The following is a 17,111-nucleotide window of genomic DNA, read 5'->3' as shown; positions in this document are numbered from 1 at the left end:
CAGTGAGTATAGCGTAACCGGTGGCGTCCCTCAGGGGGGCGCCATTGGCGTTTATGCACTCACGCGTTCGCTTGAATCGTAATAGTTCTCGTGGAGATAGCGCAGCGTCGCAATGCTGTCGGCCGGCTTGCCGAAATGGTAGCCCTGCCCCATTCCGCAACCAAGCGCACGCAGCTTGGTGGCCTCCGCATAGTCTTCAATACCTTCGGCAACGACTTCCAGATCAAGCCCCTCGCACATGGTGAGGATCGCCTTGATGATATGCTCTGACGCGCGATCCGAGTTGATGCGGGAAACGAAGGCGCGATCGATCTTTATCTTGTCGAACATGAAGTCGCGCAGGCGTCCGAGGCTCGATTGGCCGGTCCCAAAATCGTCAAGCGAAATCCGAACGCCGGCCTGACGAAGATCGGCGATGATCCGGTTTGCGGTATCGGCGGAGCCCATGACCGCGGTTTCGGTGATTTCCAGCTCCAGCCGGTGCGGATCGAAACCGACACGCCCGAGGATCGACAGCACGCTGCTGCTGGTGCCGGGGTCCATCAACTGGGCGGAAGACAGGTTGAACGACAGGAAGAGTTCGCGAGGCCAGGAGAGTGCGGCTTCCGCCGCCTTTCGCAACAGTGCCTCGGACAAGGCGTCGATGAAGCCGCGCTCTTCCGCAAGCGGAACGAAGACGCCCGGCGACACGAAGCCGAGATCGGCATCGTTCCAGCGCGCCAGAGCCTCGAAGCCGACGACCTGGCTGTTGGCCAGTGAAACGATCGGCTGGAAATGCACATCGATGGCGTCGGAGATGATCGCGTTTCTCAAGGCCTGCTCGAGCTGCGTGGCCCGCTTCATTTCCTGGGCGATCTCACGCGAATAGACGGTGATCTGACCACGGCCGCGGCGTTTCGAGCGATAAAGCGCCGTCTCGGCGCTCTTCAGAAGTTCGTCGAACTCCTCGCCCGCGAAGGGATAGATGGCAAAGCCGAAGGATGCCGACAGGCGGACGTTGCGATCGCCGAGATCGTAGGGCGCGGACAGCACCTCGCGGATCATCTGGCCGAACTTCTCGGCGCCGGCGCGCTCGAACACCAGCGGCAGGACAAAGGCGAACTCATCGCCATCGTGGCGTGTCACCAACGCACCGTCAGGAATACATGCCTTCAGCCGGTGCGCGACCTGGCAGAGGATCTCGTCGCCGGCCGACGATCCGAAGAGATCGTTGATCGGTTTGAAGGAATCGAGGTTGGCGATGCCGATGGTAAAGGGCGCCGGATCGCTGGCGCGTTCGGCCGATATCTGTGCAACGCGATCGCGCATGCGGTAGCGGTTGCCGAGTCCGGTCAACGGATCCGTATAAGCCATAGTCTGAAGCTCGTTCTGGCTTACGGGCACCAACGGCATATCCGCCAACATCATTACTCAGACCCAGCTGTCCCAAATCGATTGCAGGATGGCCGCCAAGTCTTAAAAATTCGATATTGAGAGAGCCCTGAAACAAGGGGCGATAATCCCAAGATTTGGGGAGTTGACGGCCTTTCGCCTAGCGCTGCGCGCGCAGGCCTTCCGTGCCCAAATGCTTCTGGAAAACCGTTTCCAGAATATCGGGGCTGACGGGTTTCATGATCACGTCGTCCATGCCGGCTTTTATGCATTCGGCGCGGTCGCGCTCGAAGGCTTGCGTCAACACGCCGATGATCGGTGTGCGGAGGCCGGCGTCTCCTTCGACCTGGCGGATCAGGCGAGCCGCTTCAAAGCCGTTGAAGCCGGGAAGCGAGATATCCATCAGGACGATCTTCGGTTTGTGTTCCGTCCAGAGCCGCACCGCCTCATCGCCGCTGGGGGCAATCAGGTAGCGGTAGCCCAAACCTTCGAGGATCTGGGAGAAGACGATCTGGTTGATGTCGTTGTCTTCGGCGACGAGCACGTCGAGCGAACCATCATCCTCGGAGGTCGAGATCTCCCAGGTCGTGTCGATGTTGCCGACCATGCCGCTGCGGTTGCTGCGGTTGAAATGCCGGGCCACAAGGAAGGTCAGCTCGTTGGCAAGCTGGAAGCCGTCCATGACAAGGGAGGGAATGCCGTATTGCTCGGCGAGCTCCAGGCAGCGCATGCCCATCTGGTTGTCGATGATCAGCAGGTCGAGCGACAGGCCGGCGGAGCTGGCGATTTCCAGGAACTGCTCCTGCTCTTCCTCACGGCGCACCGAACAGGCCTCGAAGCCGTACTTCGCCAATGCTCTCAGGGCCGAGGTTTCGGCAGCGATATCGCCGGTGACGACCAGGATCTTCCGGCCGGAAAAATTCTCGGGGACGATCGCTTCCATCGCCGCCGGCTCACGCCGTTCGCCGCTACCGTTTATCGGAACATAGGCGCGACGATAGGAATTGCGGCTGGAGGTGGTGATCGCGGAAGCCAGTTCGAACTCGTCGAGATCCGCTCCATCGCGCGGCAGGTCCTGCATCGTCGAAATGAGGAAATAGCGGCCGGGCTTGCCAATGCGCTGCTTGCGGGTGACGATATCGCGCTCCGAGCCACCGCGCGAAATCTGCCGCTGCCGCGAGATCGACATCTCGCCCGTCTCCAGCACATGGCGATCGCTTTCCTCGAAACGCTGCGCGATCTCTGGCGAAAACAGATCGGCACTCTTGCGGCCGAGGATCTCGTCGACCGTGGTCTGATACTTCTCGCAGAACGCGATGTTGACCGCGACGTAGTTGAGGTTCCGGTCCTTGACGAACAGCGGGAACGGCAGGTTGTCGAGAATGTCTTCCGTCAGCTGAACGCGTTCGAGATCGAGCCGCCACTGCTCTTCGCGCTTCTTGTCCTCGGAGATGTCGGAGATGACACAAACGCCGTAGCCGCTTGGAAGACGCCGCTTCTGGAAGCGGATCCAGCAATCGTCGCCTTGCCGCTCGACAGCCTCGAAGCGCTCGCGCCAGTGCGACGCGATTTTCTGGGAGAGCCAGTCCTCACGGCCGACGGCGGCCTGCTTGCCGGCCGAGTTGGTTCGGATCCCGGTGTCGTAGATGGCTCCGAGGAAATCGCGCAGACGCGTTCCCGGGCTCAGCATCTCGGCGGCGATCGGGAAGAAGTCGAGAACCTGACGGCTGGCGAAAATCAGATGATCGGTCTTGTCGTAGACGACGAAGGCAGAGGCGAGGCTGTCGCACACTGCATCGAACAGCGCAGTTTGCAGGCTGTTGTCAGCCGGCAAATCGCCATTCAAAGATGACGTGTCCGCTTTTTCGAAGCCGGCACTCATGCTCACGCGTCCCACATGTCCGATTGAAATGCATTCTCGGAGGTACAAATCAAAATGGCAGTTTTGTCTTAAAGCGCGCTTAACGTTAAGCAGCGGGCGACAGCGAGCGGGACAAGCCTTTGTGGAAACGCTTTCCCGCTTCCCAGGAGCCGGCGAATCCGCGAAAATAGCAGCATGGCCATTCGACAGCTCTCCGAGACACTTATCAACCAGATCGCAGCCGGCGAAGTCATCGAGCGCCCGGCAAGCGCCGCCAAGGAATTGATCGAGAACGCGCTCGATGCCGGGGCGACCCGTATCGAGATCGCCACGGCGGGCGGCGGCAAGGCGCTGCTGCGCGTGTCCGACAACGGATCGGGCATGGACGCCGCGGACCTCGAGCTTGCCGTCCGGAGGCACTGCACGTCGAAGATTTCGACCACGCTCGATGACATCCGCACACTCGGCTTCCGCGGGGAAGCGCTGCCCTCGATCGGTTCGGTCGCCCGGCTGAGCATTTCCAGCCGCCGCCGCGATGGCGTCGACGGCCACGAAATCGCGATGGCGGGCGGCAAGCTGCTACATCTGCGTCCCTCCGCTTCCAATCCAGGCACGATTGTCGAAGTCCGTGATCTTTTCTTTGCCACGCCCGCGCGCCTGAAATTCCTGAAGACGGAGAAGGCCGAAGCAGCCGCGATCACCGAGACCGTCAAGCGCATGGCAATCGCCTTCCCGGGCGTGCGCTTCGTGCTTTCGGGGTCTGACCGCTCTACCCTGGAACTGCCTGCTACCGGCGACGATCATCTGGCGCGGATTGCGCAGGTTCTCGGCAGGGAGTTCCGGGAGAACGCAATCGAGATCAACGCAGAGCGCGAGGAGATCTCGCTGACCGGCTTTGCCGGGGTGCCGACGTTCAACCGCGGAAACTCGGCGCATCAATACGCTTTCGTCAACGGCCGGCCGGTGCAGGACAAGCTTATCTTCTCGGCAATCCGCGGCGCCTATGCGGAAACCATTCCTTCCGGACGCTACGCAGTCGCCGTTCTGTCGATCGAGCTCGATCCGGCGCTTGTCGACGTCAACGTGCATCCGGCGAAGTCCGATGTGCGGTTTCGCGACCCGCAGCTGGTGCGCGGTCTTATCGTCGGGGCTATTCGCGAGGCGCTTGCCCGCGACGGCAGCCGCGCCGCGACCACCGGCGCAGATGGAATGCTGCGCTCCTTCCGACCGGCATTTCAGCCGCAGGCGCCGCAGCCAAAGCAGCCGTGGTCTGCCGAGCGGTCTCCATCACGCCCCTATGAATTTCCTGCCAATGGCAGCTTTCGCGAGCGCCCTCAACCATCGTTCGACGGGCTGGTGATGCCGACGGCACGTGCGGAGACATCGGCATCTTCGTGGTCACCACCAGCTGCGGAGGCGGAAACGCCGGCGCGTTATCCGCTCGGTGCGGCGCGCGCGCAGATCCATGAGAACTACATCGTCGCGCAGACCGACGACGGCCTTGTCATCGTCGACCAGCATGCGGCCCATGAGCGCCTGGTGTTCGAGGCGCTGCGCAAGGCGCTGCATTCCAAACGCTTGGCGTCCCAGGTTCTGCTCATTCCCGAGATCGTGGATCTGCCCGAGGAGGATTGCGACCGGCTGATGCAGTTTGCCGCCGAACTCGGCGAGCTTGGCCTGGCGATCGAGCGCTTCGGCCCCGGCGCGATTGCCGTTCGCGAGACGCCGGCGCTGTTGGGGGAAGTCGACGCCTCGGGCCTCGTTCGGCAACTGGCCGACGAGGTGGCGGAGTGGGATACCGCGTCCGGCCTTTCGGCCAAGCTGGAATATGTGGCGGCGACGATGGCCTGCCACGGATCGGTGCGTTCCGGCCGGCGGATGCGGCCGGAAGAAATGAACGCGCTTCTGCGTCAGATGGAAGTTACGCCCGGCTCCGGCCAGTGCAATCACGGACGTCCGACCTATATCGAATTGAAGCTTTCCGATATCGAGCGGCTGTTCGGCAGAAGCTGAAAAAGCTGGCAATGGCCGCTGCCGCGGGTTATGGCAGGGAAATGACAGCCTGCAAGGAATGGAGCGCATGAATTTGTTTGAGGGACATGGAAACCGCGAGGCGCAGATCCGCTATCTGGATGCCGATTTCCAGATCCTGTCGCCCGGCTCCTATGTCGTTTGCGCCATCACCGGCAAGCAGATCCCTCTCGACGAATTGCGCTACTGGAGCGTCGCGCGGCAGGAGCCCTATGCCGATGCCGTGGCCTCGCTCGAGGCCGACAAGCGCGCCGGCGTTTTGCCGAACCAGAAGCGTTAAGGCCTAGAGCCTTTCCGGGTTATATTGAACCATTCTGTTGGCTCAAACGGAGTCGAATGGTCGACCGGCTGGCGCGCGTCGTAGCCACGTCCTACGGCCAAGCCGGCCGGTCGATCAAGCGGCCCGTTTCAGCCAACCCGAAGGGCCGGGCATCTTTCCGCCAGGATCAAAGGCGATCGGCTCTGACGTACCAAGGGGTATGCCCTTCGCCAATCGCCTTTGCCCTGTCGAAAACCTGCTCCGGCAGAATGGTTCAATATAACCCGGAAAGGCTCTAAGCTGCGGACTTCTCTTTCATCCGGCGCTCACGGCATGCGTCGATGGCGCGGGTGATGATCAGGTTCGGCGCGAGATGATCCTCGAACGCCATCTCGACTTCGATCACCACGCAACGCTCGGCGAGTTGTTTCGCCTTGCCATTGTGGCCGGCCAGCCGGACAAAATCCTTTGACGTCGTGACGATCTTCAAGCCATCGCGTTCCGCGGTTGACAGGATATCGTCAACCTCGTCTTCTGTCAGGTGCTCGTGATCGCCGAAAGACCGCCGGGCGGCGATCTCGCAGCCGATCGACTCCACCGTTCGAAAGAACTTTGCAGGATCCGCGATGCCGGCAAAGGCCAGCACGCGCTGGCCCGCAAGCTCGTTGCCGGCAGCAACCTTAATAGACGCGGTGAAATAAGGCTTTGCCGCGCGGGCGGCGATACGCACGATCTTGTCGGCCGCCGTTCCAGCCCCGACCTTCAGCAAGGCGGTCGCATAACGCAGCTGCTGGCGGATCGGCGCGCGCACCGGCCCGCCGGGAACGATGTGGCCATTACCCAGGCCGCGCGTCGCATCGATGACGAGCAAGGCATAGTCGATCGCAAGCCGCGCGCTCTGGAAGCCGTCATCCATGATGATCAGGTCAGCGCCTTCCTTGACGAGGCGCTTGGCGCCTTCGACCCGGCGCCGGGATATGACAGTCAAAGCCTCGCGGGCGAGCAGCAACGGCTCGTCACCGACAGCAACCGCGCGATGGTGCTCGGGATCAACAACCGTCGTGACGTCGAGCGAGCCGCCATACCCCCGACTGAGAAAGCCGGGCTTCAGCCCCCTCGCCTTCGCGGCCCGGGCGATCGTCAGGGCCGTCGGCGTCTTGCCGGCGCCGCCCACGGTGAAATTGCCGATGCAGATTACCGGAACCGGGACGGATGCACGCTTGGCATGCGCCATGCGATAACCGGCGATACGTCCATAGAGGAATGAAACAGGAGAGAGTGTCCAGGCACGCCAATCAGCCTTCGTCCACCAGAAAGGCGGCGCTTCCGATACCATTCTTGCTGTCCTGCCTTTTGTGCCGCGGGCGTTACGCCGACGGCTCTTTTCCTCAACCCCGCGAAAAGAGAAGGCAATTTTCAAGAAAATGCAAGCCTTCGGTCGATCAGGCGAGCTGCAGGTCCGGCAACAGACCTTCCAGCTCGGTGATATCATTCAGGCAATAGTCGGAGGCGGCAGCCAGGGATTCGCGCGAGCCGGTACCGGTCAGAACCGCGACCGTCACGCCGGCCTTGGCGTTGCGGCCCATATGCAGATCGTGATTGTTGTCGCCGACGACAGCGACCTCCGACGGTTGCAGGCCGGTGGCCGCGCAAAATCCGAGCACCATGCCGGCCTCGGGCTTCGACCCGAAGCCGCTGTCGTATCCGGCGATGTAATCCACGTACTGGGTGAAGCCGAAACGCGCGGCCGTCTGGCGGATGGATCGCTCGTTGTCACTGGAGGCGACGCCAAGACGGAATCCGCGTGCATGCAGGCGAGAAAAGAAGGCCGACAGGTCCGTCACCGGAACGGAAAAATCGGCGGCGTGCGCAAACAGATCGTCGAGGCGAACAGTCAGATCGGACACGTCGAGCGACGATCCGGCCGCTACCAGGCCTTCGGCGATCTGGCGAGTGTTGCCGGCGGCGAGAAGGCTGTCCGGAACGATATGGCCGGTCACCGGATCCATTCCGCAGGCGGAAAGCAGCCGATCGGCCAGGGCAGCGTCGCCGTCGGAGGCGATGCGGGCGAGCTCCCGGTTTACCGGCAGCCAGCTTTCATCATAGTCCAGAAGCGTTCCGTCCTTGTCGAACAGGATACCCTTGATCGCGTCCATGGAATCCCTCAGCGCTGCGCGGCCGTCTTCGGCAGCAAGCGCGCCTTCACCGTCAACGGGTTGATATAAGGTTCAAGGCCCTTCAGCGTCGCCGTCAGCGCCCCACGCATTTCTTGCACGGCAACAACGCCGGCCTCGATCATTTTGCGTCGTGCGTCGTCGTTGGTCAGCAAATAGTGAACGCCCTTGGCCAGCATCTCGGTGTCGCGCACCATACGCGCACTGCCGCGGCGGGCGAGCCTCTGATAGGCCTCCCTGAAATTCTGGACATTGCTTCCGGAGAGGACCGCGCAGCCGAGCATCGCCGGCTCAAGCGGGTTCTGACCGCCTTCGGCAAACAGCGAACGGCCAACGAAGGCGACCTCGGTCAAACGCAGATAAAGCCCCATCTCGCCGATCGTGTCGCCAAGGAAGACGTCGACGTCGGGCGAGAGAACGTCGTCACGGGTGCGGCGCGCGACCTTCAGGCCCTGCTTTACGAGTTCTGCTTCAATGGCATCCGACCGGTCCGGATGGCGCGGAACGATGATGGTCAGCTGGCCATCCCGCTCCTTGAGGGTGCGGTGAACGATGCCGGCGGCTTTTTCCTCGCCGTCGAACGTCGAGATCGCCGCCCAGGTCCGGCGGTCGCCGATCTGCTTCTTGTAGCGGGCAAAGACAGCCGCGTCATAGGAAGGAGCGTCGGTATCGACCTTCAGATTGCCGGACATGATGACCTGGCGCGCGCCGAGATCGCGGAAGCGCTCCGCATCGACATCAGACTGGGCGATGACAAGCGCGAGGTTCTCGAACAGCGCGTCAGCCAGCGAAGGACGACGGCTCCAGCGCGCGAAGGAGCGATCCGACATGCGCGCATTGACCAGTATCTGCGGAATGCGGCGCCGGCCGAGCTCCATGATCGTTGCCGGCCAGATCTCGGATTCGGCAATCAGGGCGCAGTCCGGCTGCCAGTAATCTAGAAAACGGCTGACGGCGGGCTTCAGATCGAGCGGCACATATTGATGGATGGCCTCGTTGCCGACGCGCTCTGCAGCGAGCTTTGCCGAGGTGACGGTGCCGGTCGTGAGGATGACGTGAATATCGCGACGGCGGATCTCGCGGATCAACGGAATGACCGCATTCATCTCGCCGACGCTTGCGGCATGAAACCAGATCAGCGGGCCGGCAGGCCGGTCGGCGCTTGCATAGCCCGAGCGTTCCAGCCGGCGCGCGCGATCTTCCTTGCCCTTCGCGGCCCGGTAGGTCAGATACCCACCGACGAAAGGCGTCATCAGCGTGCCGGCTGCCTGATAGGCGCCTAGCGCGAGCCGCGCCATACGGCCGCTCATATGATCTGCCCCCGATCAATTACGATCGTCATTAACCCATTCCCAATTCTTGTTGCGGCCGGAAATGACCGATCACTTTGTTCAGAATGCGTCAGCAGCCGGTAGAGCGGCCGAGAGGAGCGCGTGGCGCTTCACAATTATTTGCCGGACTTGTTTTCCGGATCCAAAAGGCGGTGCATGTGTACAATGAAATAACGCATGTGCGCATTGTCGACAGTCGACTGCGCCTTACCCTTCCACGCGGTCAACGCAGTGGCATAATCCGGAAAAATACCGACGATATCCAGATCCTTGAGGTCACGGAACTGAACGTCATCAAGACTTTCCAGTTCGCCGCCGAATACAAGGTGCAAAAGTTGTTTCTTTTCGCTGGAGTTCGTCATTTTCGTCTCTTTCTTTTCTGCTCCTCCGCCGTTTCATCTGAGGGATTTTGACGGAAACGTCAACTGCCTCATCGACGCACAGTGCGGGTTATCAGATCGTTCAATTCGGAGTGCGATGCCGCGCAGAGTTCGTCGTGGCTAACGCGCGGCCTGTTGTAGATTACATCACGGCCGGCGAGATCGACGAGGCGCCCGCCTGCCCGCTCCAGGATCAGATCGGCTGCCGCCAGGTCCCAGTCGTGGGAGTTGCGCTTCACGAAGGTTCCGTCGATACGGCCGTCCGCGACCATGGCGATGCGGTATGCCAGGGACGGCACATGCTTGACGCGCTCGATCCGGGTTCTGAGCTCATCCGGAAAGCCGGCGAGCACATCTTCGGCGATGGCGAAACGCGAAGTGCCCTGCTGCGGGGCGGATACGGTGATCACCTCGCCGTTCTTGCGCGCCACGCTCGAAGCGGTTGCTTCGTAAAGTTCATTAAGCGCAGGTGCGTAGAGCACGCCCGCAACCGGTCGGCCATCGTGAACCACGGCAACGCTGACGCACCACAGGTTCAATCCGCCGATGAAGGCGCGCGTGCCGTCGATCGGATCGATGATGAACAGGGTCGAACGCGACAGGCGCTGCTCGTCATCGTCAGTCTCTTCCGACAGCCAGCCATAATCAGGCCTGGCGGCCCGCAGAACGGCTTCCAGCGTTTCATTCGCAGCAAAGTCCGCCGCACTGACGGGCGAGCGGCCCTCGTTCTTCCACCAGACCTCAGGCGCCTGATTGAAGTAACCAAGAGCAACCTGGCCAGCCTGTTTCGCCGCATCGACGATCAGATGCAAATCGTCCTGCCAGCGGGCTGCACTCGCTTCGCTCATATCCGTCAATCCAATCCGTCAGCGCCCGGCCAGCGTCATTCCTTCAATCGCGAGCGTCGGGGCTGCAACGCCGTACTTGCGGTCGATATCGTTTGCGGGCGTCACGCGCATGAACATGTCTTTCAGGTTCGATGCGATCGTCACTTCCGAGACAGGGTAGGTCAACTCACCGTTCTCGATCCAGAAGCCGGTGGCTCCACGGCTGTACTCGCCGGTGATCATGTTGACGCCCTGGCCGATGAGCTCGGTGATATAGAAGCCGTTGCCGACACTGCGGATCAGATCCTCGGGCGAGATATCGCCGGGTTCGAGCGCGAGATTGGTCGATGCGGGCGTTACCGAAGTTCCACCGCGAACGCCGCGGCCATTGGTCTCCATGCCGATCTCGCGGCCTGTCGAGGTCGAGAGGAACCAGTGCTTGAGGACGCCATCCTCGATCATGACAAGCCGCTCGCCGGAAATGCCTTCGCCATCAAACGGGCGAGACGACGGACCGCGGACGATCAACGGGTCATCGGTGATCGACAGTCCCGCCTTCAGGACCTGCTGGCCCATCTTGTCGCGCAGGAAGCTGGTTTTGCGCGCGACGGCGGCGCCGTTGATCGCGCCGGCGATATGGCCAACGAAACCACGGGCAACGCGTGGATCGAAGACAACGGTTACGTCCTTGCCTGTCGGAACCTGGCGCGGATTGATGCGCTTGATCGTTCTCTCGCCCGCACGGCGACCGATCTCTGAGGGGTCATCGAGATCGGCGAAATAGATGCGGCTATCGTAATCGTAGTCGCGCTCCATGCCGGTGCCTTCGCCGGCAATGACGCTGACGGAGCGACCAAAGCGCGACCCCATGTAGCTGCCTTCGAAGCCGTGCGACGTAACCAGAACCAATCCGCCCATTCCCGACGATGCGCCGGCACCGGAGGAATTCGTGACGCCGTTGACCGCAAGTGCTGCCGCCTCGGCGGCCAGAGCCGCCTCGCGAAGCTGTTCGGAGGAAACCTCCGTCGTGTCGAGCAACTGCAGGTCCGGGTAGGATTTCGCGAGCTTGTCTTCGTCCGCAAGGCAAGCGAACGGATCTTCCGGCGAAACCTTGGCCATGGCGACCGCGCGCTCGGCAAGTGCTGCGAGATCGAAGCCCGGATTTGCAGAAACGCTGGCGACGCGCTTGCCGACGAAAACGCGCAGAGCGAAATCATCGCTTTCGGAGGACTCGGTGCCCTCAACCTTGCCAAGGCGGACACTGACGGACTGTGAGCGGGAACGCACCACCACCGCATCGGCGGCATCAGCTCCGGCCTTCCTGGCCAGGTCGATCAATTGGCTTGCGCGGGAAAGAAGCGTCGAGGAGTCGATTTCAGAAGACATGATTTGGCCTTTCCTTCGCGTTCCATTTATTGTGCGGTACAAAAAGCATCAAGGCCGACAGCGCCGATTCTTTTTTCCTCCTCAGTACATGCCCTTACGGAAGCCCGCATCATGTCCGAACCCAACGCGCTTTTTTCCGAAACGATCCTGCTGCTTGGCGGCGCCGTCGTTTCGGCGCCGATCTTCAAACGGCTCGGATTGGGCACCGTTCTCGGCTACCTTGCGGCCGGCGTCGTGATCGGGCCGATCTTTCACGGGCTTACCGACGGCGACCAGATCCTTGCCGTTGCCGAGCTCGGCGTCGTCTTCCTGCTCTTCATCATCGGCCTGGAACTGAAGCCCAGCCGATTGTGGCAAATGCGGCGGGACATCTTCGGGCTTGGTACGGCACAGGTGTTGCTGACCGGCGCCCTGCTGTCGCTCGTCGCGTGGCTTTCGGGCGTGCTCGACTGGCGCGGCGGCATCATTGCCGGGTTCGGGCTCGCGCTGTCTTCGACCGCCTTTGCCATGCAGATCCTCGACGACGAAGGCGACGTCAACACGCGCTACGGCCAGCGATCCTTCTCGATGCTGCTCTTTCAGGATCTGGCGATCGTGCCCCTGCTGGCATTGATCAACATCCTCGACACTGGAAAAGGCCATGGCGCGCCGGTTCTCGATTTCGCCATCGCGATCGGCGCTGTCGGCGCGATGATCATCATGGGGCGTTATCTGCTGACGCCGTTGTTTCAGATCATCGCCCGCACCGGCGCGCGCGAGGCGATGATCGCTGCCGCCCTGTTCGTCGTGATGGGATCGGCAAGCCTGATGCAGCTTGCGGGCCTGTCGATGGCAATGGGCGCCTTTCTCTCGGGAGTGATGCTTGCCGAGTCCTCCTACCGGCATGAGTTGGAAGCCGACATCGAGCCTTTCCGCGGCGTGTTGCTCGCTATCTTTTTTATCGCCGTCGGCCTGTCGCTGCAGCTGGATGTGCTGTGGGACAATGCGCTGCTGATCGTCATCGCCGTCCCTGTGGTGATGATCGCGAAGGGTCTCGTCATCTACGCAATCAGCCGGATCGCAGGCTCCTCCCACGACGACGCCATCCGCATCGCGTTTCTGCTACCGCAGGGAGGCGAGTTCGGTTTCGTGCTTTTCTCGGCTGCCGGCGCGGCCGGCCTGATGCCGTCAAGCACGGCTTCGCTGCTGATCGCCATCGTGACATTGTCAATGGCGCTGACACCGATCGGAACGATGCTTTCCAAGCGATTGCTGACGGGCGACAAGCAGGAAGAGCAGCTTGACGAGGACTTCGAGGGAGCCGGGGCTGACGTTCTGATGATCGGCTTCTCCCGTTTCGGCCAGATCTCAGCGCAGATCCTGCTTGCCGGCGGGCGCGCGGTGACGGTCATAGACACCTCCGCCGATCGTATCCGCCAGGCGTCGTCCTTCGGCTTTCGGATCTACTTCGGCGACGGAACCCGCAAGGATGTGCTGCGCGCCGCCGGCGTGGAGCACGCGAAGATCGTCGTCGTCTGCACCCAGAAACGCGAGGTGACCGACAAGATCGTCGAACTGGTGCAGGATGAATATCCGCACGCCAAGCTTTTCGTACGCTCCTACGACCGCATTCATTCGATTGCGCTCCGCAACCGCAACGTCGACTACGAACTGCGCGAAACCCTGGAATCGGGTCTGCTCTTCGGCCGGAGGACGCTGGAAGCGCTTGGCGTCAGCGAGGTCGATGCCTACGAGATCGGAGAGGATATCCGCCGCCGTGACGAACAACGGCTGGTGCTGCAGGTCTCCAAGGGGCTCGAAGCCGGTCGCGACATGCTCTACTCCGAGCCCGTCAAGCCGGAGCCACTGGTCAAGCCGAAACGGACAATGGATTTCTCGGCGGACCCGCTGGCGGGGACGGCCGAAGTGACGGCCGACGCTTAGTAGACTAAGCTCTTTGATGCGCCTCGATGGCACCGTCGAGCGCATACTTCAGTTCGTCCTTGACGCCCGCAGACATCGCCAGAACTTCGCGGGCCTTGAGGAAATCCATGACGCCGGTTCTGCCGACGGCGGGTCGAAGGAAGATATGCGGCGCCTGGAGCCGGAGCTTCAACGATATCGCCGTCTGCATCATCAGCTGCCCTGAGCCGAAAATGCTCTCCATGCGGTTCGGGATATGCGTTCCGTCTCCCTCAGGCGCACCCACGACATCGATGCCGATCACGATGTCGGCCTTGTCCATGAGGCATTCGTAGGGAACCGGATTGCTGATACCGCCATCGATCATCACCCGCCCGTAAAGGCGAACGGGCATGAAAACCGCCGGGATGGCGGAGGATGCGGCGAGCGCCGGAAAGAGAGCCCCTTCCTCGACGATCACTTCGTTCTGGCCGTAATAGTCGGTCGCGATCACCCGCATCGGGATCTGAAGATCGGAGAAATGGTCCGGCAGATCGGCGGGGAGAAACGCCTTCAGGATCCGCTCAAGATTGAACTGGCCGATGCGGACGCCGTTGGCGACTGCGTCACGCACCGTTTGCGGACGCAATCCCCAGAGGCGGCTGACCACCGCCGTCTTGTTGCCGACGGTCATGAGCGCATGTTCGCGAATGTCGGCGCCGCTCATTCCGGCCGCCATGCCCGCACCCATGATCGCACCGATCGAGGAGCCCGCGATCGCGACGGGGCGAATGCCGAGTTCGTTCAGTGTCTCGATGACATGGATGTGCGCAAGGCCACGGGCGCCACCGCCGCCGAAAGCGACGGCCACGCGCGGACCATCGGACCTTGAAGCATCTTGGGGGCAGGCAACTCGACAATTGACGTTTCTGCCTGCACCACTGCCCCCAATTGCGCGCCGCCGTGCTACTGGGGCTGATAGCGGTAGAAATGAACCCGTGTATCGCCGAAGATGCGGCTTTCCAGGAACAGATAGGAAGGGTCGACCGAAACGACAACATCGGAGCGCTCTTCGAGCACTGCAATCGCACCGGGTACCAGCCAGCCGCCTTTTGCCGCGGCAGCCATCGCCTTCTCTCCCAGTCCCTTCCCATAGGGCGGGTCTGCGAAGAGGATATGAAACGGCTCGAGATTGCCGACGCTGCCGAGGTCGGTCGCGTCGCGCCTGAGGATGCGCGTCCGGCCATGCAGGCCGAGCGCATCGATGTTTTCCCAGAGCAGGCCCCTGCCCTCGACACTGTTTTCAACGAACAGCGCGTGGCGGCAGCCGCGTGAGACAGCTTCAAGGCCGACGGCGCCGGTGCCGGCAAAGAGATCCAGTATCCGGGTGCCGTCGACGCATTCCGGATAGGCATGGCTCAGAATATTGAACAGGCTCTCACGCGTCCGGTCGGCAGTCGGCCGGATGTCATTTGATTTTGGTACGGCGAGCGGCCGTCCGCGAAACTCACCGCCGACGATCCGCACCGCGTGTCATTCCCTTTCCTTTGGGTCCACCCGCGACGGCCCGCCCGAAGGCTTGCCACCACCGCCCGGCCTGTCGCCCTTCGGCTTGCCGGAGAAACTCTTGCCGCCGCCGGGTTTGCCGCCGAAGCTCTTGCCGCGTGGCTTGTCACCAAACGACTTGCCAGCCGGACGCTCCGAGCGGGCCTCATCCGAGAAGCTCTTCGAACGCGGGCGCTCATCACCCTCCGCGCGCGGGCGCCTGTCGCCACGCGGCTTGTCGCCGAACGGACGGTCACCGCGGGGACGATCGCCTTGCGGTCTATCGCCACGAGCGGGACGGTCACCGAACGAACGGTCGCCGCGTGCCGGACGATCACCGAAGGAACGCGGACGTTCGTCGCCCTCTTCGCGTGGTCTGCGATCGCCACGGGGACGGTCGCCACGCGGAGGACGATCACCTTGCGGCCTGTCGCCACGGGCAGGACGGTCGCCGAACGAGCGCTCGCCACGTGGCGGACGGTCACCAAAGGAACGCGGACGTTCATCGCCGTCCTCGCGCGGCCGACGATCGCCACGGGGGCGGTCGCCGCGCGGAGGACGATCGCCTTGTGGTTTGTCTCCGCGGAAAGGACGGTCACCGAACGAGCGTTCGCCGCGTGCCGGACGATCACCAAAGGAACGCTTGCGGCCGAAGCCCTCATCGCCGTCGTCCCTCGGTGAGCGGACGATCTCGCTGGAGCGGATCCATTCGCCCTCGTCGTCGCTTGCGCGGTTGATCTGGACGCGCGGCCGGTCGTCGCCATGACCCGAACGTTCGGGCTTTGCGGAGCGGGGCTCCTCGCCACGACGGCGGGCGGTCTGGGCGTTCTTCTCGGCCTTGGCGGCTGCCTTCTCGCCGAGTGGGCGGGCGCCGGGCGCCATCCACACATTCGCGTTGCGACGGCTGCCGAGCGCGGGGCGCTTCGGACGATCGTCATCATTGCGGCCACCATCACGGCGGTCGTCGCGGCCACCGTCGCGCCGGGCATCGCGGCCGCTGTCGCGGCGATCGTCGCGCTTGGTATCGAGGCGGCTCAGCGCACGCTCGCGCTTGTCTTCAGGCTTGCGCGGGCGCTCGCGACGTTCCGGCTTTGCTTCGACTTCTTCTTCGGCGGCAACGGCCGGCGAATTGTAGATGGGCGCGTCGAAATTGGCCTTCGCATCTTCGATCAGGCGCGGGCCAAGCTGGTCGCGCAGGGTGCGGCCACGTACTTCGACCACATCGCGCTCCGGCAGATCGCCGAGCTGGAAGGGACCGTAGGAGATGCGGATCAGGCGATTGACGTCGAGACCGAGTGCGCCGAGCACGTTCTTGATTTCGCGGTTCTTGCCTTCGCGCAGGCCCATGGTGAGCCAGACGTTCGAGCCCTGGGTGCGATCAAGCGTGGCTTCAATCGAACCGTAGAGCACGCCGTCAACGGCGATGCCGTCCTTGAGCTTGTCCAGCGCGTCCTGATCGATATCGCCGTGGGCGCGCACGCGATAGCGGCGCAGCCAGCCCGTCGTCGGCAGTTCCAGCGCGCGGGCGAGGCCGCCATCGTTGGTCAGCAGCAACAGACCTTCGGTGTTGATGTCGAGACGGCCGATCGACATCACCCGGGGCAGGTCATCCGGCAGATTGTCGAAGACGGTTGGGCGCCCCTCGGGATCCGCGTTCGTGGTCACCAGTCCTGCCGGCTTGTGGTAGAGCCAGAGCCTGGTGCGCTCGATGCCGCGGATCGGGACGCCATCGACCTCTATCTTGTCGGTCAGCGTCACGTTGACTACGGGCGTGTCCAGGAGCTTGCCGTTCAGCGTGACGCGGCCTTCCATGATCATGCGCTCGATGTCACGGCGGGAGGCGACGCCAGCGCGCGCCATCACCTTGGAGATGCGCTCGCCTTGTCGTCGCCACCAGCAGCGCCGTCTTCCGTCTTGGCGAAAGCCTTCGCGGGCTTTCCGCTCGATTTCGCGCCGGTATCGCGCGGGGATGGCTTGCCACCCGGCCGTTTTGGCTTGTCTTTGAATGTCATTTGTTGTTTGCCTGCCTTTTGGGGCCTGTCTATCAGTTCGCGCCCCCGCGGTT

General features: G+C 62.6%; 13 protein-coding genes and 1 pseudogene. 3 read left to right on the top strand and 11 right to left on the bottom strand.

Translation table 11 applies throughout. From position 1 onward, the window contains the following. Positions 1 to 51: 51 nt before the first annotated feature. Positions 52 to 1,407, bottom strand: coding sequence for a putative bifunctional diguanylate cyclase/phosphodiesterase (locus FZ934_RS01340; RefSeq protein WP_153269591.1), 1,356 nt, complete (start codon positions 1,405 to 1,407; stop codon positions 52 to 54). A 124-nt stretch (positions 1,408 to 1,531) separates the two neighbouring features. Then, on the bottom strand, positions 1,532 to 3,253 hold the full coding sequence (locus FZ934_RS01335; RefSeq protein ID WP_153269590.1) for a response regulator: 1,722 nt from the start codon (positions 3,251 to 3,253) through the stop codon (positions 1,532 to 1,534). 174 nt (positions 3,254 to 3,427) lie between these two features. On the opposite strand from FZ934_RS01335, the gene mutL reads away from it, so the two are divergent. Then, positions 3,428 to 5,245 carry a DNA mismatch repair endonuclease MutL gene (gene mutL, locus FZ934_RS01330; RefSeq protein WP_153269589.1) on the top strand — a complete coding sequence of 606 codons (1,818 nt, stop codon included), beginning with the start codon at positions 3,428 to 3,430 and terminating at the stop codon, positions 5,243 to 5,245. A 67-nt stretch (positions 5,246 to 5,312) separates the two neighbouring features. Then, on the top strand, positions 5,313 to 5,543 hold the full coding sequence (locus FZ934_RS01325) for a DUF2093 domain-containing protein (protein WP_113364498.1): 231 nt from the start codon (positions 5,313 to 5,315) through the stop codon (positions 5,541 to 5,543). 274 nt (positions 5,544 to 5,817) lie between these two features. Here FZ934_RS01325 and lpxK read toward each other — a convergent pair whose 3' ends face one another. From lpxK to FZ934_RS01290, 6 genes are all read right to left on the bottom strand, one after another. Then, positions 5,818 to 6,858, bottom strand: a complete 1,041-nt coding sequence (gene lpxK, locus FZ934_RS01315; protein WP_153269588.1) for a tetraacyldisaccharide 4'-kinase — start codon at positions 6,856 to 6,858, stop codon at positions 5,818 to 5,820. A gap of 106 nt (positions 6,859 to 6,964) precedes the next feature. Continuing rightward, complete coding sequence (locus FZ934_RS01310) at positions 6,965 to 7,678, bottom strand: HAD family hydrolase (protein ID WP_153269587.1); 714 nt, start codon at positions 7,676 to 7,678, stop codon at positions 6,965 to 6,967. Between the two features lie 8 nt (positions 7,679 to 7,686). Next, positions 7,687 to 9,006, bottom strand: coding sequence for a lipid IV(A) 3-deoxy-D-manno-octulosonic acid transferase (gene waaA / locus FZ934_RS01305; protein WP_113364376.1), 1,320 nt, complete (start codon positions 9,004 to 9,006; stop codon positions 7,687 to 7,689). A gap of 137 nt (positions 9,007 to 9,143) precedes the next feature. After that, a complete protein-coding gene (locus FZ934_RS01300) occupies positions 9,144 to 9,389 on the bottom strand; it encodes a DUF4170 domain-containing protein (protein ID WP_153269586.1) in 246 nt (81 codons plus the stop codon). 68 nt (positions 9,390 to 9,457) lie between these two features. Further along, positions 9,458 to 10,255, bottom strand: a complete 798-nt coding sequence (locus tag FZ934_RS01295; RefSeq protein WP_153269585.1) for a 3'(2'),5'-bisphosphate nucleotidase CysQ — start codon at positions 10,253 to 10,255, stop codon at positions 9,458 to 9,460. Positions 10,256 to 10,273: 18 nt separating this feature from the next. Then, positions 10,274 to 11,620, bottom strand: coding sequence for a TldD/PmbA family protein (locus FZ934_RS01290; RefSeq protein WP_153269584.1), 1,347 nt, complete (start codon positions 11,618 to 11,620; stop codon positions 10,274 to 10,276). A gap of 111 nt (positions 11,621 to 11,731) precedes the next feature. Between FZ934_RS01290 and FZ934_RS01285 the strand changes: the two genes are divergently transcribed. Then, positions 11,732 to 13,543 carry a monovalent cation:proton antiporter-2 (CPA2) family protein gene (locus tag FZ934_RS01285; RefSeq protein WP_153269583.1) on the top strand — a complete coding sequence of 604 codons (1,812 nt, stop codon included), beginning with the start codon at positions 11,732 to 11,734 and terminating at the stop codon, positions 13,541 to 13,543. Between the two features lie 4 nt (positions 13,544 to 13,547). Here the strand turns inward: FZ934_RS01285 and FZ934_RS01280 are convergent, their stop codons facing one another. From FZ934_RS01280 to FZ934_RS01270, 3 genes and pseudogenes are all read right to left on the bottom strand, one after another. Further along, positions 13,548 to 14,372: a patatin-like phospholipase family protein gene (locus FZ934_RS01280; RefSeq protein ID WP_153269582.1), complete on the bottom strand. Its 825-nt coding sequence runs from the start codon at positions 14,370 to 14,372 to the stop codon at positions 13,548 to 13,550. 95 nt (positions 14,373 to 14,467) lie between these two features. Beyond that, positions 14,468 to 15,028, bottom strand: coding sequence for a 16S rRNA (guanine(966)-N(2))-methyltransferase RsmD (gene rsmD / locus FZ934_RS01275; RefSeq protein ID WP_153269581.1), 561 nt, complete (start codon positions 15,026 to 15,028; stop codon positions 14,468 to 14,470). Beyond that, positions 15,009 to 17,058 (bottom strand): annotated as a pseudogene (locus tag FZ934_RS01270) (pseudouridine synthase). Before FZ934_RS01270 ends, rsmD begins: the two are co-directional and overlap by 20 nt. Positions 17,059 to 17,111 lie beyond the last annotated feature (53 nt).

The sequence above is a fragment of the Rhizobium grahamii genome (genome assembly GCF_009498215.1).
In the GTDB taxonomy this organism is placed as follows: Bacteria; Pseudomonadota; Alphaproteobacteria; order Rhizobiales; family Rhizobiaceae; genus Rhizobium; species Rhizobium grahamii_A.
Note: the sequence above shows the minus strand (reverse complement) of the source record. Positions and strands in the feature narration are given on the sequence as shown.

Bases quoted from the DNA above. Each gene is read 5' to 3' on its own strand.
- FZ934_RS01340 (WP_153269591.1), bottom strand. From the start codon at position 1,407: ATGATGTTGGCGGATATGCCGTTGGTGCCCGTAAGCCAGAACGAGCTT.
- FZ934_RS01335 (WP_153269590.1), bottom strand. From the start codon at position 3,253: ATGAGTGCCGGCTTCGAAAAAGCGGACACGTCATCTTTGAATGGCGAT.
- mutL (WP_153269589.1), top strand. From the start codon at position 3,428: ATGGCCATTCGACAGCTCTCCGAGACACTTATCAACCAGATCGCAGCC.
- FZ934_RS01325 (WP_113364498.1), top strand. From the start codon at position 5,313: ATGAATTTGTTTGAGGGACATGGAAACCGCGAGGCGCAGATCCGCTAT.
- lpxK (WP_153269588.1), bottom strand. From the start codon at position 6,858: ATGGTATCGGAAGCGCCGCCTTTCTGGTGGACGAAGGCTGATTGGCGT.
- FZ934_RS01310 (WP_153269587.1), bottom strand. From the start codon at position 7,678: ATGGACGCGATCAAGGGTATCCTGTTCGACAAGGACGGAACGCTTCTG.
- waaA (WP_113364376.1), bottom strand. From the start codon at position 9,006: ATGAGCGGCCGTATGGCGCGGCTCGCGCTAGGCGCCTATCAGGCAGCC.
- FZ934_RS01300 (WP_153269586.1), bottom strand. From the start codon at position 9,389: ATGACGAACTCCAGCGAAAAGAAACAACTTTTGCACCTTGTATTCGGC.
- FZ934_RS01295 (WP_153269585.1), bottom strand. From the start codon at position 10,255: ATGAGCGAAGCGAGTGCAGCCCGCTGGCAGGACGATTTGCATCTGATC.
- FZ934_RS01290 (WP_153269584.1), bottom strand. From the start codon at position 11,620: ATGTCTTCTGAAATCGACTCCTCGACGCTTCTTTCCCGCGCAAGCCAA.
- FZ934_RS01285 (WP_153269583.1), top strand. From the start codon at position 11,732: ATGTCCGAACCCAACGCGCTTTTTTCCGAAACGATCCTGCTGCTTGGC.